16 protein-coding genes are annotated in these 20022 nt (G+C 64.1%); 5 read left to right on the plus strand and 11 right to left on the minus strand.

The features are described 5' to 3' along the window. Window positions 1–202: 202 nt before the first annotated feature. The 3 genes from HV770_RS12220 to yfcF all read right to left on the minus strand — a co-directional run bounded on the left by HV770_RS12220 (window position 203) and on the right by yfcF (window position 3443). Entirely contained in the window at window positions 203–1135 is a 933-nt protein-coding gene (locus HV770_RS12220; RefSeq protein ID WP_175159895.1) for a tetratricopeptide repeat protein, read from the minus strand. 493 nt (window positions 1136–1628) lie between these two features. After that, complete coding sequence (ftrA, locus tag HV770_RS12225) at window positions 1629–2594, minus strand: transcriptional regulator FtrA (RefSeq protein ID WP_175159897.1); 966 nt, start codon at window positions 2592–2594, stop codon at window positions 1629–1631. A 174-nt stretch (window positions 2595–2768) separates the two neighbouring features. Then, window positions 2769–3443, minus strand: coding sequence for a glutathione transferase (gene yfcF / locus HV770_RS12230; RefSeq protein ID WP_425497403.1), 675 nt, complete (start codon window positions 3441–3443; stop codon window positions 2769–2771). Between the two features lie 633 nt (window positions 3444–4076). On the opposite strand from yfcF, the gene HV770_RS12235 reads away from it, so the two are divergent. Continuing rightward, entirely contained in the window at window positions 4077–6497 is a 2421-nt protein-coding gene (locus tag HV770_RS12235; RefSeq protein ID WP_175159899.1) for a membrane-bound PQQ-dependent dehydrogenase, glucose/quinate/shikimate family, read from the plus strand. A 183-nt stretch (window positions 6498–6680) separates the two neighbouring features. After that, complete coding sequence (locus tag HV770_RS12240; protein ID WP_175159901.1) at window positions 6681–7769, plus strand: porin; 1089 nt, start codon at window positions 6681–6683, stop codon at window positions 7767–7769. Between the two features lie 98 nt (window positions 7770–7867). On the opposite strand, the gene HV770_RS12245 is transcribed toward HV770_RS12240, so the two are convergent. From HV770_RS12245 to HV770_RS12270, 6 genes are all read right to left on the minus strand, one after another. After that, the gene (locus HV770_RS12245) at window positions 7868–9610 is read right to left on the minus strand and encodes an ABC transporter substrate-binding protein (RefSeq protein WP_175159903.1); all 1743 of its coding nucleotides are present in this window, start codon (window positions 9608–9610) and stop codon (window positions 7868–7870) included. A gap of 108 nt (window positions 9611–9718) precedes the next feature. Further along, window positions 9719–10000 carry a DUF2160 domain-containing protein gene (locus HV770_RS12250; protein WP_175159905.1) on the minus strand — a complete coding sequence of 94 codons (282 nt, stop codon included), beginning with the start codon at window positions 9998–10000 and terminating at the stop codon, window positions 9719–9721. Next, window positions 10000–10809 carry a carbohydrate ABC transporter permease gene (locus HV770_RS12255; RefSeq protein WP_121321209.1) on the minus strand — a complete coding sequence of 270 codons (810 nt, stop codon included), beginning with the start codon at window positions 10807–10809 and terminating at the stop codon, window positions 10000–10002. Before HV770_RS12255 ends, HV770_RS12250 begins: the two co-directional genes overlap by 1 nt. Beyond that, the gene (locus HV770_RS12260) at window positions 10799–11695 is read right to left on the minus strand and encodes a carbohydrate ABC transporter permease (RefSeq protein ID WP_121321207.1); all 897 of its coding nucleotides are present in this window, start codon (window positions 11693–11695) and stop codon (window positions 10799–10801) included. Before HV770_RS12260 ends, HV770_RS12255 begins: the two co-directional genes overlap by 11 nt. Continuing rightward, window positions 11692–12780 (minus strand): ABC transporter ATP-binding protein, encoded by a 1089-nt coding sequence (locus tag HV770_RS12265; RefSeq protein ID WP_175159907.1) that lies wholly within the window; start codon window positions 12778–12780, stop codon window positions 11692–11694. The genes HV770_RS12260 and HV770_RS12265 overlap by 4 nt, the downstream gene beginning before the upstream one ends. After that, complete coding sequence (locus HV770_RS12270) at window positions 12767–13873, minus strand: ABC transporter ATP-binding protein (protein WP_175159909.1); 1107 nt, start codon at window positions 13871–13873, stop codon at window positions 12767–12769. Before HV770_RS12270 ends, HV770_RS12265 begins: the two co-directional genes overlap by 14 nt. A 476-nt stretch (window positions 13874–14349) precedes the next feature. Between HV770_RS12270 and HV770_RS12275 the strand changes: the two genes are divergently transcribed. Then, window positions 14350–15084, plus strand: coding sequence for an ABC transporter substrate-binding protein (locus HV770_RS12275; protein ID WP_175159911.1), 735 nt, complete (start codon window positions 14350–14352; stop codon window positions 15082–15084). A 125-nt stretch (window positions 15085–15209) separates the two neighbouring features. Here HV770_RS12275 and HV770_RS12280 read toward each other — a convergent pair whose 3' ends face one another. Together HV770_RS12280 and HV770_RS12285 are read right to left on the minus strand one after the other, a co-directional pair. Next, entirely contained in the window at window positions 15210–15620 is a 411-nt protein-coding gene (locus HV770_RS12280; RefSeq protein WP_175159913.1) for a rhodanese-like domain-containing protein, read from the minus strand. 239 nt (window positions 15621–15859) lie between these two features. After that, complete coding sequence (locus tag HV770_RS12285; protein ID WP_175159915.1) at window positions 15860–16219, minus strand: hypothetical protein; 360 nt, start codon at window positions 16217–16219, stop codon at window positions 15860–15862. A 1491-nt stretch (window positions 16220–17710) separates the two neighbouring features. On the opposite strand from HV770_RS12285, the gene HV770_RS12290 reads away from it, so the two are divergent. Next, window positions 17711–19786 carry a putative bifunctional diguanylate cyclase/phosphodiesterase gene (locus HV770_RS12290; RefSeq protein WP_175159917.1) on the plus strand — a complete coding sequence of 692 codons (2076 nt, stop codon included), beginning with the start codon at window positions 17711–17713 and terminating at the stop codon, window positions 19784–19786. Between the two features lie 2 nt (window positions 19787–19788). Further along, window positions 19789–20004, plus strand: a complete 216-nt coding sequence (locus tag HV770_RS12295; protein ID WP_175159919.1) for a hypothetical protein — start codon at window positions 19789–19791, stop codon at window positions 20002–20004. Window positions 20005–20022 lie beyond the last annotated feature (18 nt).

Consider the following 20022-nt stretch of genomic DNA (forward strand, 5'->3'; position numbering starts at 1 on the left):
GAGGGAAACCGGCTTCATCCGGTTTCATGCCCTCGATGCGGATTCAGCGCACGGTCGATGTCCGGGCCGCGAATCATGCCGCCGCGTGGGATGGATCATGTTGTGCTCGTCGCGGGCTTGGGTCTCGATTTTGCAAAGACGCCGGATCGCCGCCGCCCACTCGCACGACCATCGCATGATAAGCGCCACCTACACGGTCGCGCTACCGCCCCGTCATCAGATAGTACCGCCCGTCGGCACTCACGTTGAAGCCGAACCCGCATGCCGTCGGCGAGCCGCGCGTACGCACGTCGAGCGTTTCCGGCGCGGACAGGCTGAACTCGATCAGGCACCTGTCGCCACGCTGCTCGTACGGCGCGAGCGTGCCGATCTTTGCGGTGGCGTCGATCGGCCCGTTGCCGCCGGCCTCGGTCATCGGCACGCGCGCCATGCCGTCGAAGAACCGCACATAGGCCGACATGCTGCCTATGTTCGCACTGGGCTCGCCGTCCGGGCCCACGGTCGGATAGACGAAATCGCCGTCGATCCGGTAGACACCGCGCCGCCCTTTCACCGGCTTCACGTCGATGCTGTTCCAGGCGCCGAAGAACATGTAGCGGCTAAAGCGCGCGCCGGGCGGCGGTATGCCCGTCACCACCGCTTTGTTCGAAACCGCTTCCAGACGCTGACGCGCCGCGGCCACCGCGCGGCCGAGCAGCGCGTCGCTCGGGTAGTCGTCGCCGCGGCTCACCGCGCTCCGGTAGTAGGCGCGCGCGTCGGGGTATGCGCCGAGCTTCTGCTGCACGTCGCCCTGATGGACCAGGGCCATCGCCACACGCGAGCGCGCCGAACTGGTTGCCTTCGGCGAGTTCTCCTCGGCGGCGCGCATCGCGGCGGCCTCGGCGAGCGAGGCTTCCATTGCGACGAGCGTCTGCGCGTCCTCGATGCGCCCCGCTTCGAGCGCGGCCACGCCGAGCGCCGCGCACGAAGCATTCGTGCGGCACGCGATGTCCTTGCCTGCCAGCAGATTGCGTCGATACAGATCGGCACGCGAATCGGCCTGCTGCGTCTGCGCCACGGCGAACGCCGGCGTAAGCACGGCAGCCGCCTCCAGAACGGCAAGCATAGCCACGGCGAACACGGTTCTGACGTTCATGAGCAAGAGGATAGGATGGGAATCATGTGTTTCGGCTTTCCGTTTCGATGTTGCGGATGTGGCGCTTCGAACACATGTTTTGCGCCCGGCATATGCATGACTCCCACGATACGCACCGGCGCGGCCACTGGCCGTGATGCTGACAGAAAATCGGCGCCCGCGCGAATCCGTCCGGACGCCGCCAGTCGCCGGCCTTGTATGCGACGGACCGGAAAACCGTGGCGCGCCGCGCTCCAGGCCGCGCGCATGGCGATTGCGTCGCGTCGATATGTCGACAACGCGCCACGCCGAGCAGCGCCGGTTCGCATTGCAGCCGCGAGCGGGGAAGCAGCAGTTCGCGGCGGACGCGCGACGGAACGGGGGGCGTCGGCAAGCTACCGCCGAGCAGCGCGCATCGAGCGCCAATGTTGCGAACGCGCGCCTGCTCCCCTACATTGCTTATTGAATGATCGCCAATACCCGCCGTCTGTCGCACACGACGTAAGCGCGTTTTTCAGGCACGCTCCTGCGTGCCGAACTTCTTGCGATACGCCGCCGGACTCGTCAGCGCGACGCGCCGAAAATGACGCCGTAGTGATTCTTCCGACCCGAAACCCGCGACTTGCGCGACGCGCGCCATCGGCCACGAAGCCTGTGCTTCGAGCAACTCGCGCGCCATCGCGACCCGTTCCCGCACCACCCACTCGAAGAGCGCCATGCCGGTCGCGTCGCGAAATTGCCGCTGCAGCGTGCGCGGGCTCATCACGGCGCGTTCGGCGAGCGAACCCAGCGTGTGCGGCTCGGCCGGATGCGCGCGCACCCAGTCCATCAGTTTCGCCAGCCGCCCGCTCTCGTCCTGCGGCATCGGGCGCGGCACGAACTGCGCCTGCCCGCCCTCGCGATGCGGAGGCACCACGAGCCGTTGCGCGACCCGATTCGCCACCGCGCCGCCATGATCGCGCCGCACCAGGTGCAACAACATGTCGAGCCCCGCCGCCGATCCTGCCGACGTGATGATCCGGCCTTCGTCGATATAGAGCGCATCGGGCCGCACGCTCAAGTGCGGGTAACGCTGCTGCAATTTGTCGGCGTAGCGCCAGTGGGTCGTGACGGTCTTGCCGTCGAGCACGCCCGCGGCCGCCAGCACGAACACGCCGGAACAGATCGAACACAGACGTGCGCCTCGCTCATAGGCGGCGCGAATCTTTTTCAGAAGCGGTGCGGGCGGCACTTCGTCTGCGTCGCGCCAGCCGGGAATGACGATGGTGTCGGCACGCTCCAGCAGCTTGAGCGTGTATGGCGCGGCGATCGTGATGCCGCCCGCCGCGCGGATCGGACCGGCTTCGCCCGCGCACACCGCGAAGCGATACCAGTCGACGCCGAGCTCGGGACGTTCGAGCGCGAACAGTTCGGTCACGCAGCCGAATTCGAAGGTGCAGAGCCGGTCATAAGCCAGCGCGACGACGAGGTGATTGTGCATGGCGCAATGTTACTGGAGATTGTGATTACGCCAATCAGAATGACGACGTGGCGATGCAACCAATTCGCGCGTCGGGCCGCGAGATAGCGCATCCAGGGATGGGTATGGCTCTGAGCCGAACGGCTGGATTGAGACCAGCCCGGCAAGGTCCGCATCCAGCCCAGCCCCGCCGATTCAGAGCGGCGGACGTTCCAGCTCAATCCACCGCTGCACGGCAGGCCTCTCCCACTGACGCGCAGCGTAGTCCACTAACCTCGCCGGCACCTGATCGCCGTGCATGATGAGGCGGTTCAGCATCAACGCGAGGTCCGTATCGGCGATGCACCAATTTCCGAAGAGATTGTGGGCGTCTTCAGCGAGCAAAGCCTCGGCTGCGGAAAACAACTTCCGCGCCGCCGCTTGGGCCGCGGAGGTGAGCCGCGCTCCTGTCTGACCGTAGAACACCACCTGCGTCGAACGCTCCTGCCGGATCGGCATCAGATCGCTCCGGAGCCAGGCTTGCATCTGGCGCGCCCTTGCCCGAAGAAACCTGTCCTGTGGGTAGACGAGCGTTTCTGAAAATGCCTCGTCGAGATATTCGCTGATCGCCGACGACTCCGACAAAGCGAAGTCCCCATGCACAAGCGTCGGTACGCGCTGTGTCACAGACCGGGCCGCATAGCTCGCTTCATGATTCGCGTGACTGCCGAGATCCACGGTCGACAGGTCAAACGGCAATTGTTTCTCGTGAAGGGTCACAAAGACCGACATCGCGTAAGGGCTGGCAAACTCGGTATCGGCGTAGAGACGAAGACGACTTTCCTGCAAGGTGCTCTCCTTGGCGTTACGTTCGTGGGGAATCGCGATCATATCCGGCTCAGTCGGGTTCGACCGCGAGGCGTGCGCCCTGCACGCGAAAACCCAGTTTGCCAAGACTTTCACCGGACCGGCACGACATCCGCCCCGATCGTGGGCTAACTAGATCGTTAATATCAGATGGGATTACCGACCAATCCGTGCAGGCATTTCCGCCAAAGAAAAATCAAGCCATCTACATGCCCCCAAAGATTCGAAAAGGCCGGCCTACGGACGCAAACCAGGCATTTGTATTAAAATGTACGGACTAGTTAGTTCTTAAATTTAAGCACTGCGCTGCCGAGAGCCTCGCCAGGCGCCACCCGGCCGCGAATGCCGCGCGCATGCGCCCCGTTCCGGATATCCATTGCGCCCAGCCCTTCTGCTTCGTGCCCAACGCAATACGCCCAGGGCATCTGCGAAATCGAAGGCGCTCGGCCGCCTCGTGCCGGTGCCGGCATGCGGGCGCAGACAGCGCGATAACGCAGCGTAAGACCACGGCGAAAGCCTTGACGGGCTTTTCACCCGAGCCGATTCACCACTGCCGGAGCCAGCGCGCGCCGGCTTCACGACCCGGCACATGCACGCCGCCCGCTTCTGGCGGCCCGTATGCATGGGCCCAATTTCGCGTACCTATGAAGACAAGCAATGTCCAAGCAAACTCAAACTAAGCCACCATCGACTGCCGCTCGCGCCGGTCTGTCCGTCGTGGGTGCGCTGTGCCTTCTGCTCGGCCTCTTTTTCGTGATCGGCGGCGGCATGCTCATCGCCCGCGGCGGCTCGTGGTATTACCTGTTGATGGGCCTCGCCATCAGCGCGACGGGCATTCAGCTCGCGCGACGCCGCTCGAACGCCTACGTGCTCTTCATCATCGCCCTCGTCGCGACCGCGCTGTGGGCCGTTTGGGAAAGCGGCATCGACTTCTGGCCGCTGCAAGCGCGCATCTTCATGTTCTCGATGATCGCCATGCTGCTCGCGCCGGTCTATCCGGTCCTGCGCCGCCTCGAGGGCAAGACCCCCGCGAAGGGTGCCGCGTGGGCCGTCGGCCTCGTGCTGCTCGCGTGTAACGCGCTGTTCGTGTACGGCATGTTCATTCCGCACGGTACTTTCGGCACCGAGTCGGACGCCGGCCTCTCAAGAAACCATCCCGGCACCGGCGACTGGTCCGCATACGGACACTCGGCGGGCGGCGACCGTTTCGTGGGCTTCCCGCAGATCAATCGCGACAGCGTGAAGAACCTCCAGGTCGCGTGGACTTATCACACCGGCGACGTGCCGCTCAGCCCGACCGGCGGCGGCGCGGAAGACCAGGAAACGCCGCTGCAGATCGGCGACACGCTGTTCGTCTGCTCGCCGCACAACACGGTGATCGCGCTCGACGCCGCGAACGGTCACGAAAAATGGCGCCATGAGTTTCCGAGCAAGACGACTGTCTGGGTGCGCTGCCGCGGCCTCGCGTACTTCGATACGACGAAGCCCGTGCAGCAGCCGGGCGTAAGCGGTTCGACGCCCGTCACGCCCGTTGCGCTGCCGGCCGGTCAGGCCGCCTGCCGTCGCCGCATCTTCATGAATACGATCGACGCAAAGCTGGTCGCACTCGACGCCGACACCGGCAAGCTCTGCGCGGACTTCGGCGAGAACGGCGTGATCAACCTGAAGGCCGGGCTCGGCGATGCGACCGACCCGCTCTACGAACTGACCTCGCCGCCGACCGTCGCGGGCACGACCATCGTGGTCGGCGGACGCGTCGCCGACAACGTGGCACTCGACATGCCCGGCGGCGTGATCCGCGGCTTCGACGTGATCACGGGCAAGATGAAGTGGGCGTTCGACCCGGGCAATCCGAAGGACAAGCAGGCGCCGTCAGCCGGCAAGACCTTCACGCGCTCGACGCCGAACGTGTGGGCGCCGATGTCCTACGACGCGGCCTCGAACACGGTGTACATGCCGGTGGGCAATGCGGCGATCGATCTGTGGGGCGCAAAGCGCACGCAACTCGACGAGTCCTACGGTGCGTCGATTCTCGCGCTCGACGCGACGACGGGCGCCGAAAAGTGGCACTACCAGACCGTCCACCACGATCTGTGGGACTACGACGTGCCGATGCAGCCGACGCTCGTCGACTTCCCGGTCGACGGCAAGAAGGTGCCGGCGCTGGTGGTCGGCACGAAGATGGGCCAACTTTTCGTGCTCGACCGTCTGACCGGCAAGCCGCTCACCAAAGTGATCGAGCAGCCGGTAAAGACCGCGACGATCCCGGGCGAGCCCTACTCGAAGACCCAGCCGGTGTCGGTCGGCATGCCGCAGATCGGCGCGCAAGTGCTGAAGGGCTCGGACATGTGGGGGATGACCCCGGTCGACCAGATGATGTGCCGGATCATTTTCCACGGCATGCGCTATGACGGTCAGTTCACCGCGCCGGATACCGACACGTCGCTGAGCTTCCCCGGCTCGCTCGGCGGGATGAACTGGGGCGGCCTGTCGTACGACCCGGACGCGGACATGATCTTCGTGAACGACATGCGCCTCGGCCTGTGGGTGCGTCTCGTCAAGGAAGCGCGTCGCGGCGGCGAATCGAACGGCAATGAAGCCGTGAACGCCGGCATGGGCGCGGTGCCGCTCGGCGGCACGCCGTATTCGGTCACCAAGGACCGCTTCTTCTCGCCGCTCGGCATTCCTTGCCAGAAGCCGCCTTTCGGCAGCCTGACGGCCATCGACCTGAAGACGCGCAGCGTCGCGTGGCAAGTGCCGCTCGGCACGGTGCGCGACACGCGCCTCGCGGGCGTGCAGATGCACATGCCGACGCCGATCGGGATGCCGACCATCGGCGGCTCGCTCAGCACCGGCGGGGGTCTCGTGTTCTTCGCGGCCACCCAGGACTACTACCTGCGCGCGTTCGACAGCTCGACCGGCAAGGAAGTCTGGAAAGCCCGCCTGCCGGTGGGTAGCCAGGGCACGCCGATGAGCTACGAGCTCAACGGCCGCCAATACATCGTGATCTCGGCGGGCGGCGCGCGTCAGTCGCCGGATCGCGGCGATTACGTGATCGCCTACGCGCTGCCGCAATAACGCGCGACGCGAGTACCTGAAGCGCGGTATATTCGTCCGCGCTTCAGCGGGGCTCTGTACGGCGTCAGCGTACGCACCTCCGCAACGGCATGCCGCCGACGCAGCTTCGCGCCGGGCATGCCGTTTTCATTCGAGCTTCTCGTGCCCCCGTGGCGCACAGCGTGCGGTATTCTCTTTTCCCTTATGAAACATTCACCCCTCGCGCTACCTCAGTGCCATGACGCCTCACGCGGGTCACCGCGAGCGTTCGGCCGGCGTGCGCGGCGTACCTCGGCGGCGCTGGCCGTGTTCGCCGCGCACGCCGTGACGGCGCACGCCCAGAGCTCCGTCACCCTCTACGGCGCGCTCGACACCAGCATCGAAATCACCAACCCCGGCGCGGGCTACGTCGCACGCATGGACTCCGGCGCCTATCGTGGCTCGCGCTTCGGCCTGCGCGGCGCGCAAGACATTGGCAACGGCGTCAAAATCCTGTTCGACCTGGAGAACGGCTTCAATTCGGGCAACGGCTCGCTTGCCGTCGCCGACACGATGTTCAATCGCCAGGCATGGATCGGCGCGTCCACGCGCTATGGCACCGTGCGGGTGGGCCGTCAGTATTCGCCGATCTACATCCCGTTCAAAGGACAGCTCGACGCATTCGGCGCCGGCACGATCGCCTCGGGGCTCGACAATCTGTCGAAGATCACGCCGTACGAGAGCAACGCGATCACCTATCTTTCGCCGGAATTCCACGGCTTCTCGACGACGCTGATGGCCGCCCTGCGCGACCCCGCCGACGGCGACGGCAACGGCCTCGCCGGCCACATCGAGACGGTCGAGTGGCACAACGGTCCATTTCGCATTTCCTATGCGCACCAGCAGACACACGGCGACGGCGCGTTGCGCGCCAATCTCGGCGGCGTCTCGTACGTGTATGGGCCGCTCACCGGCTTCCTGTCGTTCTTCAATGGCGATGGCGGCACGCCGCGCTATCACAACGACGGCGCATCGGTGTCGGCGCGTTACGCGATCAACGGACGCTTTCGCGCGTCGCTCGGCTACACGTATCTGCGTGACCGCTCGGGCGGCGACAACAATGCCGACCAGTTCAGCGCCGCCTGTGAATACGATCTCTCGAAACGCGTGCTGCTCTATGCGAGCGCGGGCTGGCTGAGAAATCACGGCGACGCCGAATTCACGCTCAAGGGCGTGAACGTCACCGGGCTCACACCTTCGTGGCCCGGCGCCAGCGTGCGAGGCGTGCAGTTCGGCATGATCAATCGCTTCTAGACGACGCGCGTAACACGCGTGCGCATTGCGTGAAATAAAACGGGCGGCCTGCCCCGGCCGCCCGCCCACACGCTCTCATACGATCGCGCAGCAGCGCCCTAGCGCACCTTCCCCTGCCTCCACGCCGTCAGCAACTGGTCGTACTTGACCGTTTCGCCCTTCGGCTTCTCGTTGCCGAGCTTCTTCCAGGGCGCGTGCTGATCCGACAACCATTTTGCCGGATCGCTTTCAGCATTCAACTCCGGCGCGCACACTTTCATTCCCGCGCGCTGCAAGCGGGCCAGCACCTGGTCCATTTCCTTCGCCAGATTGTCCATCGCGGCCTGCGGGGTCTTTTCCCCGGCCACGGCCGTCGCGACGTTCTTCCACCAGAGCTGCGCCATCTTCGGATAGTCGGGCACGTTGTTGCCGGTCGGCGTCCACGCGACGCGCGCCGGGCTGCGATAGAACTCGATCAGGCCGCCGTACTTGTCCGCGTTCTTCGTGAAAAACTCGCTATGAATGTCGGAATCGCGAATGAACGTGAGCCCGACGATCGACTTCTTCAGCGATACGGTTTTGGACGTGACGAACTGCGCGTAGAGCCATGCGGCCGCACGCTGGTTCGGTGGCGTCGACTTGAAGAACGTCCACGAGCCGACGTCCTGGTAGCCGTTCTGCATGCCGTCCTTCCAGTACGGACCGTGCGGAGACGGCGCCATCCGCCACTTCGGCGTGCCGTCGGGGTTGGTCACGTTGCCGGGCTTGAGCATCGACGCGGTGAATGCGCTGTACCAGAAGATCTGCTGCGCGATGCGGCCTTGCGCTGGCACCGGCCCCGCTTCGTTGAAGGTCATCCCCGATGCTTCGGGCGGTGCGTATTTCTTCAGCCAGTCGATGTACTTGGTGGTCGCGAAGACCGCCGCCGGACTGTTCGTGCCGCCGCCTCGGCTGACCGACGCGCCGACCGCATGGCAACCGTCGGGCGTGACGCGAATGCCCCACTCGTCGACCGGCATGCCGTTCGGGATGCCCTTGTCGGCTTCGCCCGCCATCGACAGCCACGCGTCGGTAAAGCGCCATCCCAGCGACGGGTCTTTCTTGCCGTAGTCCATATGGCCGTAGACCTTCTCGCCGTCGATATTCTTGACGTCGTTGGTGAAGAACTCGGCGATGTCCTCATATGCGGACCAGTTCACCGGCACGCCGAGATCGTAGCCGTACTTCGCCTTGAACTTGTCCTGCAGGTCCTTGCGCGCGAACCAGTCGGCGCGGAACCAGTAGAGGTTGGCGAACTGCTGGTCGGGCAGCTGATAGAGCTTCTTATCCGGCGCGGTCGTGAAACTCGTGCCGATGAAGTCCTTTACGTCGAGCCCGGGGTTGGTGTACTGCTTGCCTTCGCCGGCCATGTAGTCGGACAGCGGCATGATCACGCCATAGCGGTAGTGCGTGCCGATCAGATCGGAGTCCGAAATCCAGCCGTCGTAGATGCTCTGGCCGGATTGCATCGAGGTCTGCAATTTCTCGACGACGTCGCCCTCCTGGATGATGTCGTGCTTGACCGGAATGCCCGTGATCTCGGTGAACGCCTTGGCGAGCGTTTTCGATTCATACATGTGCGTGTCGAGCGTTTCGGACACCACATGCACCTCCTTCACGCCCGCCGCCTTCAGCTTCGCCCCGGTGTCGATGAACCACTTCATCTCGTCCATCTGCTGCTGCTTCGACAGCGTGCTCGGCTGGAACTCGCTGTCCACCCACTTCTGCGCCTCCGCCGTGCCGGCCATCGCCGCATGGCCCGTAAAGCCTGTCGCGACGACGCCTGCCACGGCGAGCGTGACGATCCGTCTCCTCTGTTGCATGGCTGTCTCCAGTCTCTGAGCACCCCTTGCATCAACTGCCGGCGTCCGCCCGGGGCATCAACGGAACCGGTCTGTCCAGATACGCAAGTCTTCGGAACGCAACGCCGTTCAACCCTTCCACATGACGATGAGCAGCACGAGCATCGACACCGCGAAGCCCGGCCACGCATTCGCGTTTTCCGCGCTGATGCCGATCCACGCGAGATTGACGTACGCGGCAATCAGCAGTCCGATGAAAAGCCGGTCGCCACGCGTGGTGGAAATCGGCAGGAAGCCTTTTCGTTCGATGGTCGGCGAGCGGATTTCCCACACGGTCATGCCCGCCAGCATCAGCACGATGCAGCCGAAAAAGACCGCCACCTCGGGGGTCCAATACATCCACGTGAGCATCAGACTCTCCCCATCGCAAAGCCCTTCGCGATGTAATTGCGCACGAAGTAGATGACGAGCGCGCCCGGCACGATGGTCAGCACGCCCGCCGCCGACAGCACGCCCCAATCCATCCCCGCCGCCGACACCGTGCGCGTCATCACCGCGGCAATCGGCTTCGCGTTGACCGTCGTGAGGGTGCGCGCGAGCAGCAGTTCGACCCAGCTGAACATGAAGCAGAAAAACGCCGTAACGCCGACACCCGACTTGATCAGCGGCAGAAAGATCTTCACGAAGAAGGCGGGGAACGTGTAGCCGTCGATGTACGCGGTTTCGTCGATTTCACGCGGCACGCCCGACATGAAGCCTTCGAGAATCCACACCGCGAGCGGCACGTTGAACAGCATGTGCGCGAGCGCGACCGCGATATACGTGTCCATCAGACCGACGCTCGAATAGAGCTGGAAAAACGGCAACAGGAACACAGCGGGCGGCGTCATGCGGTTCGTGAGCAGCCAGAAGAACATGTGCTTGTCGCCGAGAAAGCGATAGCGCGAAAACGCGTACGCCGCGGGCAGCGCGACAAGCACCGACATCACCGTGTTCATCAACACGTAGATGATCGAATTGATGTACCCCCAGTACCAGGACGGGTCGGTGAAGATGACCTTGTAGTTGTCGAAGGTCACATGGTGCGGCCAGACGGCGAACGCCGACATCGTCTCTTCGTTCGTGCGCAGCGAGATCGACAGCATCCAGTAGAGCGGGACCAGTGCGAACAGGATGTACACCGTCAGCACGACGATGCGCATCCAGCGGTTATTGCCCATATTCGTCTCCCCCGCTTGCCGGGCCGCCCTTGCCGACGCGTTCCATCCAGTTGTAGAGAATGAAGCACAGCAACAGGATGATCAGGAAGTAGATCAGCGAGAACGCCGCCGCCGGTCCGAGATCGAACTGGCCGACCGCTTTTTGCGTCAGATATTGCGAGAGGAACGTAGTCGAGTCGCCCGGGCCGCCGCCCGTCAGCACGAACGGCTCGGTGTAGATCATGAAGCTGTCCATGAAGCGCAGCAGCACGGCGATCATCAGCACTCCGCGCATCTTCGGCAGCTCGATGTAACGGAACACGGCGAAGCGGCTCGCGCCGTCGATTTCGGCGGCCTGATAGAACGCGTCGGGAATCGCGCGCAAGCCCGCATAGCAGAGCAATGCGACGAGCGGCGTCCAGTGCCAGATGTCCATCACGAGCACCGTGATCCACGCGGCGGCGGGACTCGCCGTGTAGTTGTAGTCGATGCCCACGCGATTGAGCGCATAACCGAGCAGACCGATATCCGGCCGCCCGAAAATCTGCCAGATCGTGCCGACCACGTTCCATGGAATCAGCAGCGGCATGGCGAGCACGACCAGCGACGCCGACGCGCGCCATCCGGACGCGGGCATCGCCAGCGCGAGGCCGACGCCGAGCGGGATTTCAAACAGCAGCACGCACGCGGAAAAAATGATCTGCCGCCCGAGCGCGCCGCGCAGATCGGCGTCGTTGATGATCGCGCGAAACCACTCGGTGCCGACGAACACATGCTGCGTCGGGCTGATGATGTCCTGCACCGAATAGTTGACCACCGTCATCAGCGGCAGGATCGCCGAAAAGGCGACGCAGATGAACACCGGTATGACCAGCAGCCAGGCCTTCTGGTTGACGGGCTTGTTCATCGCACGATCCTTTCGTCGTTGCTGAAGAACACCGTTTCCGCCGCAGCGAGCTTCAACCAGACCGCCCCCTCGCCAACCCGCAGATGCGGTTCGAGCTTGGCGCGAAAGGTGTGGCCGTCGCATTGCGCGGTGACCAGCTGGTAATTACCGAGCTGCTGCACGCGCAAGACATTTGCCTGCACCGCACCGGGCTCGCCGTCGCTCACCACGCGCACGAACTCCGGGCGAATCCCGAGCGTCAGCGTGCCGCTCGCGTGCTTCAGCGTGTCGAGCGTGTGCGCGTCGAGCCGCAAGTGCTGCGTGCCGATCCTGATGCCGTCGGCGTCCAGATCGACCGGGCAGAGATTCATCCCCGGACTGCCGATGAAAAAGCCGACGAACGCATGATCGGGCCGCAAAAACAGCGCGTCCGGGCCGCCCTTCTGCACGACGCGGCCGTTCGTCATCACGATCACTTCGTCGGCGAAGGTCAGCGCTTCGACCTGATCGTGCGTCACGTAGATCAGCGTCAGCTTCAGTTGCTGATGGATCTTCTTCAACTGCCGACGCAAGATCCACTTCATATGCGGATCGATCACCGTCAAGGGTTCGTCGAACAGAATCGCGGCGACGTCCTTGCGCACGAGCCCGCGCCCCAGCGAAATTTTCTGCTTCGCGTCCGCCGACAGATTGTTCGCCTTGCGCGGCAACTCCCGCGTCATGTCGAGAATCTCCGCGACCTCGTGCACGCGGCGCTCGACGTCGCGCGCCGCCATCCTGCGGTTGCGCAAGGGGAACGCAAGGTTGTCGAACACGCTCATCGTGTCGTAGATCACCGGGAACTGGAACACCTGCGCGATGTTGCGTTCGCGCGGGCTCAAGCCGGTGATGTCCCGTCCGTCGAACAGCACCCTGCCCTCCGACGGCCTGACGAGGCCCGATACGATGTTCAGCAGCGTGGACTTGCCGCAACCGGACGGCCCGAGCAACGCATACGCGCCGCCGTCTTCCCAGACCATGGTCATCGGCTGCAACGCGTAGTCGTCGAGCGTCGCGGGGTTGGGGGCGTACGCGTGCGCGAGATTCTGGAACTCAATGCGCGCCATGAGCCGCCTCCGGGCCGGACAGCAGCGTCGCGTCCGCGCCGAACACGAACAGTTCGTCGGGGTCGATGTATACGTCGAGCTGCGTGCCGAGATCGATCTGATGCACGCCTTGCAGTTGCGCGACCAGATCGACCCCGCCTTGCTGCGTGTGCAGATGCAGGTAGGTTTCGGAGCCGCTCAATTCCGCCAGTTCGAGCCGGCACGGCACCGCGACGGAGCGCTCGGTGCGGGGCGCGAGCCGCAGATGGCCGGGGCGGATGCCGATGCGGAACCTGTCGTTGCCGCGCACGGCGCGCATGCTCGCTCGTTGGAGCGGCACGTCGATGCCGATCGGCAGGCGCGCGGTCCCGTCGGCGGTGAGATCGCTCACCAGCATGTTCATCGGCGGATCGTTGAAGACAGCCGCGACGTCGACGGTGGCAGGCGCGTTGTACACGTCGAGCGTCGGGCCGTGCTGCAGCACGCGCCCTCTGTCGACGATCGCCGTATAGCCGCCGAGCAGCAGCGCTTCGAGCGGCTCGGTGGTCGCGTAGACGACCGTGGTTTTGCCGTCCGCGAATAGCGTCGCCAGTTCGACGCGTAATTCTTCGCGCAACTTGTAGTCGAGATTCACCAGCGGCTCGTCGAGCAGCACCAGCGACGAACGCTTGACCAGCGCACGCGCCAACGCGCAACGCTGCTGCTGGCCGCCGGACAGTTCACCGGGACGGCGTTGCAACAGGTGATCGATATGGAGTTTGCCGGCGACTTCGTGCACGCGCCGTTTGACTTCGTCGGCGGGCAGCTTTTGCAGTTGCAGCGGCGACGCGATGTTGTCGAACACCGTCATGGCCGGATAGTTGATGAACTGCTGGTACACCATCGCGAGGTTGCGCTGTCTGACGCTGACGCCGGTCACATCGTGGCCGTCGGCCAGCACGCGCCCCGACGCCGGGCGATCGAGTCCGGCCATCACGCGCATCAGGGTGGTCTTGCCGGCCTGCGTCGGCCCGAGCAGCACGTTGATCGCACCGGGGACGAGCCGCAGATCGACGCCGTACAGATGCGTCTGGGCGCCCGAAACGACTGTCACCCGCTCCAGTTCCAAGACCAAATCGCTCTCCTTTGTTCTAAGTGCGTCTCCGGTGCTGCGGGTGCCTGGCGCGGCGCTCAGGCGTGGTGCGTGATGGTGTTACGGATTGCTTGCGCCGTGGGATCGTTCCGTGAATCTTCCGTGGTTCTTATGCTTCAGGGCGGACCGTCAGGCGGGCCCCATTTTTTCCGAAAGGAATTAAAACAACAGAATCGATGTTCCTTTTTGTTCGTTTACGGATAAATTGGTGTTAACCATACAATCTTGAGACAGTGGCATTCCCGACTCCTTACCGTATGCCGCTTGAGTGCTTTCGCCGCCGGTATATTTTTATTCTTGTCGTAAGAATCGTGTCAGCGTAACAGAAAGGTCATGGCCCCGACGAGGCGGTAGCGAGGCCGCCACAGAGGCGGCGCAACCGATATGCTGTCGCGCATCGACCAAACTCCTTACTTCGTGACCGCATGCAAACAATGGCGGTCGCGACGAGAGCCGCCATGAACATCGAACCATCCGTTGCCGCCGCCTTCACGCCGACCGGCAAGGTGCGCGCGTCGATCAATCTCGGCAATCCGATTCTTGCCAACAGACATCCCGAATCCGGCGAGCCGTTCGGCGTGTCGGTCGACCTTGCGCGGGCGTTCGCCGCGAAGCTCGGCGTCGAACTGGAACTGGTGGTTTTCGATGCCGCAGGCAAATCGGTCCAGGCCTTGAGCGAGGAGCGAGCCGATTTTGGTTTCTTCGCCGTCGACCCATTGCGCGGCGAGACCGTCGCTTTCACGGCGCCCTACGTGTTGATCGAGGGTTTCTATCTCGTGCGCGACGGCTCGCCCGTCAAAACGAATCAGGACGTCGACGAGGCGCACAACCGGGTCGCCGTCGGCAAGGGCAGCGCTTACGACCTGTTCCTCACGCGCGAACTGAAGGCGGCGCAAATCGTTCGCGCGCCGACGTCGCCGACTGTCGTGCAAACGTTCCTCGAACAGAACCTCGAAGTGGCTGCCGGCGTCAAGCAACAGCTCGAAGCCGATGCGCTAAAAACCTCCGGGCTGCGCTTGCTCGACGAACGATTCATGGTGATCCAGCAGGCGATGGGCACGCCCAAAAGTCGCGGCGCCGCTGCGGCGAACGCGCTGAGTCAGTTTGTCGAAGCAATGAAGGCGTCGGGCTTCGTGGCCGCATCGCTGGAGCGGCATGGGATCGTTGGCGCGTCGGTTGCGCCGGCGGCCTAGCTGCGGGCATGGTGCCGTGTGACGCGTCTGGAAAGGAAAGCGGTGGCAGCGCAATGCGGCTCCCCTTCAAGACGCATTGACAGTCACCAACGTGCCTCATGGACGAAGCTGCCTCGCCCCGCCGCTCACTCGCTACGAGCAACGGCTAACGGCAAACCCTCATCGAGCCAGCCTGTGATGCCGCCGGTCATGACTTTGACCGGGCGACCGAGTCGAGCGAGATTTATTGCGGCACGCGTTGCGCCGTTGCAGTGAGGCCCCGCGCAATAGGTGACGAACAGCGTTTCGGGCGGATAGTCGACGAGCTTCGACGCCACGATCTTGCCATGCGGCAAATTCACAGCGCGAGGCACATGGCCGCCGGCGAAAAGCGCGGGGCCGCGCACGTCCAGCAATACAAAATCGATCGAAAGCGGATCGTCGCTGGCCAGTGCCGCGTGGACGTCGGCGCAATCCGTTTCGAATGACAGCAGCGTGCTGAAATGATCGAGCGCGGCGGCGCTGTCGGCAGCAGGAACGGCTGAGACCGGGGACATATAAAGCTCCTTGTGCGTGTGGTGTCACGACGGATTGTCCCGTTCTCACGCGCGATCGACCAGTGGCGCGATTGACAGATTCCGGTAACATCACGCCACCTCGCGCCACCCCGCACCACCCTGTCTCCTGCAACCGTAGCGATTCACAGCTGCGCCTCAATCGGCATTCTCAACTGACCGCGCCGGCCACGTTGCGCACGAAGGCCCGCGTTGTCAGAAGGACTGCGGGCGTGGGCGGCTCAAAGACACGCGTTGATGTCGGCCGCGCCCTCGCCGGCGTCACCGCCCCCATCGGCTCCTGGACGAAAGCCAACCCACGTCTTGCTATTGCCCGACCACGAAGGCCGCACGAGGGCGGCGGCTCCATTCGGAGGCTGCTGCCCGGGCATGTAGACGTCCATCGCCTGATTGTTCGCCACGATGACCTGCGATATGACCTGCTGTTGCGACCGGTTCGCCCATTTCTGAGCGATGCATTGCCAGACTGCGGAGACCGGCTGCTGACTTTCGCCGACCGTTTGTGCGTTCGGCGGCATCGGTGCGTTCGCGCAGGCGGTCAAGGTAGCCGCAGTCACGACGAGAAGTGGTAACGATTTCATTTTTTCCTCCCTCACTTGGATCCGCACTTCTATCGGTGTGATGCTACGTTCAGGCAGCACGTGCTCCGGTCTCGAACGATTCGCATCGCTCGAACATTTCATGACATGCCCTTACTACAGTCACTTTTCAGTGCTGACTGGCAGTGATCGAACATGAACGAGCCGCGCGAATGGGCCTTGGTGTACGGCGCAGCGGCAGTTTTTCGAGCGTGACCCGCAGCAAGATGCGCGGCAGTCTGGCGAGCATGCCGTCAATGAAAATAACGCGCGCCTCTAAACGCTCTCCAGCCGCATGCGGCTGCCGATCTCAGCACAATGGCGGCTACCGGCCGATGCGTAAATCGGCCTTTGGTCTTATACGTGCGAGCGTCGCGCCATATGACGATACAAGGCCTCGATCTCGTCGATTTTTAACCATGGCGCGCTCGAAGCCGAACTCGAACGCGCTTTCGCGCGCTCGCTTTCCGTCGCCCGGTCCGGTCTGGGCAAACCGTCTCGGGCTATGTGCTGATCAACCTCAGGAGGGCGCGAAGCTCGTGCAGTTGGACCTCGTGTCGAGCGAACGGGCGCGACACGATTCACTAGCGCAATCACCTGTGACTCTGGCTGGGCCCGATGCGCTATCACGACAAACCCGTGTGGGCCGGCCACACACAAGATCGACCCGGCCTTCCACGAGGCGCGCACCGCGTTGACGGAAACGATGGCCTGTTCGCAGAACCGTAAGAAGACCGCTTCGTCAAAGGCGTGGGCATCGCGCCGCAAAGCACACCGAGCGAGGACCTCGCCACCGATCCGTACTTCACCGACGGCTATCGCCAGGTACTGATCTTCGTACCAGCAGCCGACTTCACTGTCGGGAATCGAGTTCCTGCCGTGGCAGTCCGCCGCGAAACTCAACACGCTGCCGCCGGGAGCTAACCGATGAGCGACTCGCGTTCGCCGCGTCGGATATGGAAGCAGGCGACGGGCAGCGTCGTCCTCGCGGGCGCGACCTGCAAGTCGGGAGACGGCGGCGCCGTCGAGGGCCTGCGCCCGCGACACGCAAGGCGTGGCTCGCGCAGAATCCGTTGCCGGGCGAAGTGCGGTACTACTCGCTCGTGACGTTCCCCGGAGCCGCAGCGGATATCGTCGATATTCGAATCGAGTTACGACAAGCTCGCGCGAATCGATAGGCGTAACGACCGCCAGGTGGTCTTCTACGATCAGGTCGTGCCGCGGCAGCGCGTTGCTCCAACCGGACAAAATGCCGGGAACCTGGCTTGAACACATTGCTGGAGGGCATCCCGGTTACCGATCATCCATCCCCATTCAACAGGTGCTTCTTCGGTCAGGGGCGCGGGTCGCGCATGTCGTTTGCCCGTTGACCTTTGTCCCTCCACCACACGGCCCCTTAAACCCGACAGCCAGCCGACTGGAAATACGCTAAATAAAAACCGCAAATTGCCGATAACATGTCCAGCCGCATTCCTCCCGGCGGTTGGACCCAACATGCAGAGTTCATACAATTTTTGGCTCGTGGCCATTTCGTTCGTGGTCGCGACGCTGGCGTCGTACACAGCGCTCGATCTGACCGGCCGCATTTTCCTGCTGGCGTCGGCGTCGGCGCGGCTGCGGCACGCCTGGCGCGCGGGCGGCGCGGCGGCGCTCGGCGTCGGCATCTGGTCGATGCACTTCATCGCGATGCTCGCCTTTTCGCTGCCGATCCCGCTCGGCTACGACGCCGTGACCACCGCCTTGTCGCTCGGGCTGGCGATCGGCGCGTCGTACCTCGCGCTGTGCATGACGACCCAGGTGCGGCTGACGCCGGGCCGCCTGCTGGCGGGCGGCGTGCTGATGGGACTGGGCATCGCCGGCATGCACTATACCGGCATGGCGGCGCTGCAGATGACGCCCGGCATCCGTTATCAGCCGGCATGGTTGGCGGGGTCGCTGGTGATCGCGATCGGCGCATCGAGCGCCGCGCTGTGGATGGCGCGTGTACTCAGTAAAGACGAACAACGCCACGTCGTGCGCAAACGTTTCGCCGCGGCGCTGGTGATGGGCGTCGCGATCAGCGGCATGCACTATGCGGGCATGGCCGCCGCCGGTTTTGCGCCGGACGCCGTGTGCGGCGCAGCCAAAGGCGTGGACGCCGCCTGGCTCGCCACCTCGGTGATCCTGCTCACGTTCGCAATCCTGATCGTCACGCTGATGCTGTCGCGTTCGGGCGCGCGCGCCACCTTCCTCATTAGCGCGGTGTCGAGACTGAACGGGCAGATCCTGCGTCTCGCCACGCTCGACACCCTGACCGGCCTGCCGAACCGCAGCACGCTGACCGAGCGCATCGAACGCGCGCTGATCAACGCGCGCCGGCAGCGCTCGCTGTTCGCGATCCTCTTCATGGATCTGGACGGCTTCAAGACCATCAACGACTCGCTCGGCCACTCGGCCGGCGACGCCGTGCTGTCGGCGTTCGCGCAGCGCCTGCAGCAATGCGTACGCGCGAACGACACCGTCGCGCGTCTCGGCGGCGACGAATTCGTCGTGCTGGCGGAAAACCTCGGCTCGCGTGAAGACGCGAGCGCGCTAGCCGAAGGCGTGCTCGAACGGATGCGCCGCGGCACGTGGACAGATTCGCAGCCGCTGCAGGTGATGCCGAGCATCGGCATCGCGCTCTATCCGCACGACGGCGATTCCGTCGAAACGCTGCTGAAGCATGCGGACGCGGCCATGTACGAAGCCAAGCGCGCGGGCCGCAGCACCTATCGCTTCTTCGAGCGGAGCATGAACGAAGCGGCCGTGCGCACGCTGCAGATTCAGAACGCGCTGCATGACGGACTCGCCGCCGGCCATTTCTCGGTGCATTTCCAGCCGAAGTTTTACGGCGGTGGCGACTCGCTCGCGGGCGCCGAGGCGCTGATCCGGCTACATCATCCGCAGCTTGGCGAACTGGCGCCGCTCGAATTCATCCCGGTCGCCGAGCGCTCGGGCCAGATCGTGCAGATCGGCTACTGGGTCGCGCGCGAGACCTGCCGGCGGATTCGCGGCTGGATCGACCAGGGCCTGCCGCCCATGAAAGTCGCGATCAATCTTTCGCCGCGCCAGCTCCTGGAGCCAAATCTGGTCACGACCATGCTCGAGATCGTCAAGGCCGAAGGCATCGCGTGCGAGCAGATCATGTTCGAGATCACCGAAACCGTGGCGATGCAGGACGCGCCGCGCACGATCGAGATGATCCGCGCGTTTCAGGCGAGCGGCTTCGAGATCGCGATCGACGATTTCGGCACCGGCTATTCGAGCCTCGCCTATCTGCAACGCTTTCGCGTGAAGCAACTGAAGATCGACCGCTTCTTCACCAATGGACTCGACGAACACGGCCCGGAAGGCAGCGCGATCGTCTCGGCGATCATCGCGCTCGCGCACTCGCTGGAAATGGACGTGGTGGCCGAAGGCGTCGAGACCGAGTCGCAACTCGACATGCTCAGGTCGATGATGTGCGACGAGATGCAGGGCTTTCTGCTCGGCAAACCCGTCAGCGCCGACGACTTCGGCGAGCTGCTCAGAGGCAGGATGCTGGCGGCGTGAGCATGCTGGTTTTTGAACCGACAGCGCCCTTGCAGCCGGCGCCATGCCCGGTGTCGACCGCGCTACGGCCAGCCGCGAAGTTCGCCACGCTCGATCGAGGGGCATCCGCGCATCTCGCGATGAGCCGCGCGCTGCGCGCCGCGCGCATGCCGCGCGGCGACATCTACGGCCACCACGACGCCGCGCCGCACGCTCCCTCGATGCCGCGCGCCGTTTGACCGTTCGACGCGCGACGG

It is taken from the genome of Paraburkholderia fynbosensis (assembly GCF_902859935.1).
Classification (GTDB): Bacteria; Pseudomonadota; Gammaproteobacteria; order Burkholderiales; family Burkholderiaceae; genus Paraburkholderia; species Paraburkholderia fynbosensis.

Excerpts from the sequence above, each read along its gene's own strand:
- HV770_RS12245 (WP_175159903.1), bottom strand. The coding sequence starts at position 9,610 with ATGCAACAGAGGAGACGGATCGTCACGCTCGCCGTGGCAGGCGTCGTC.
- HV770_RS12220 (WP_175159895.1), bottom strand. The coding sequence starts at position 1,135 with ATGAACGTCAGAACCGTGTTCGCCGTGGCTATGCTTGCCGTTCTGGAG.
- HV770_RS12235 (WP_175159899.1), top strand. The coding sequence starts at position 4,077 with ATGTCCAAGCAAACTCAAACTAAGCCACCATCGACTGCCGCTCGCGCC.
- ftrA (WP_175159897.1), bottom strand. The coding sequence starts at position 2,594 with ATGCACAATCACCTCGTCGTCGCGCTGGCTTATGACCGGCTCTGCACC.
- HV770_RS12275 (WP_175159911.1), top strand. The coding sequence starts at position 14,350 with ATGAACATCGAACCATCCGTTGCCGCCGCCTTCACGCCGACCGGCAAG.
- HV770_RS12280 (WP_175159913.1), bottom strand. The coding sequence starts at position 15,620 with ATGTCCCCGGTCTCAGCCGTTCCTGCTGCCGACAGCGCCGCCGCGCTC.
- yfcF (WP_425497403.1), bottom strand. The coding sequence starts at position 3,443 with ATGATCGCGATTCCCCACGAACGTAACGCCAAGGAGAGCACCTTGCAG.
- HV770_RS12250 (WP_175159905.1), bottom strand. The coding sequence starts at position 10,000 with ATGCTCACGTGGATGTATTGGACCCCCGAGGTGGCGGTCTTTTTCGGC.
- HV770_RS12240 (WP_175159901.1), top strand. The coding sequence starts at position 6,681 with ATGAAACATTCACCCCTCGCGCTACCTCAGTGCCATGACGCCTCACGC.
- HV770_RS12290 (WP_175159917.1), top strand. The coding sequence starts at position 17,711 with ATGCAGAGTTCATACAATTTTTGGCTCGTGGCCATTTCGTTCGTGGTC.
- HV770_RS12260 (WP_121321207.1), bottom strand. The coding sequence starts at position 11,695 with ATGAACAAGCCCGTCAACCAGAAGGCCTGGCTGCTGGTCATACCGGTG.
- HV770_RS12285 (WP_175159915.1), bottom strand. The coding sequence starts at position 16,219 with ATGAAATCGTTACCACTTCTCGTCGTGACTGCGGCTACCTTGACCGCC.
- HV770_RS12265 (WP_175159907.1), bottom strand. The coding sequence starts at position 12,780 with ATGGCGCGCATTGAGTTCCAGAATCTCGCGCACGCGTACGCCCCCAAC.
- HV770_RS12295 (WP_175159919.1), top strand. The coding sequence starts at position 19,789 with ATGCTGGTTTTTGAACCGACAGCGCCCTTGCAGCCGGCGCCATGCCCG.
- HV770_RS12255 (WP_121321209.1), bottom strand. The coding sequence starts at position 10,809 with ATGGGCAATAACCGCTGGATGCGCATCGTCGTGCTGACGGTGTACATC.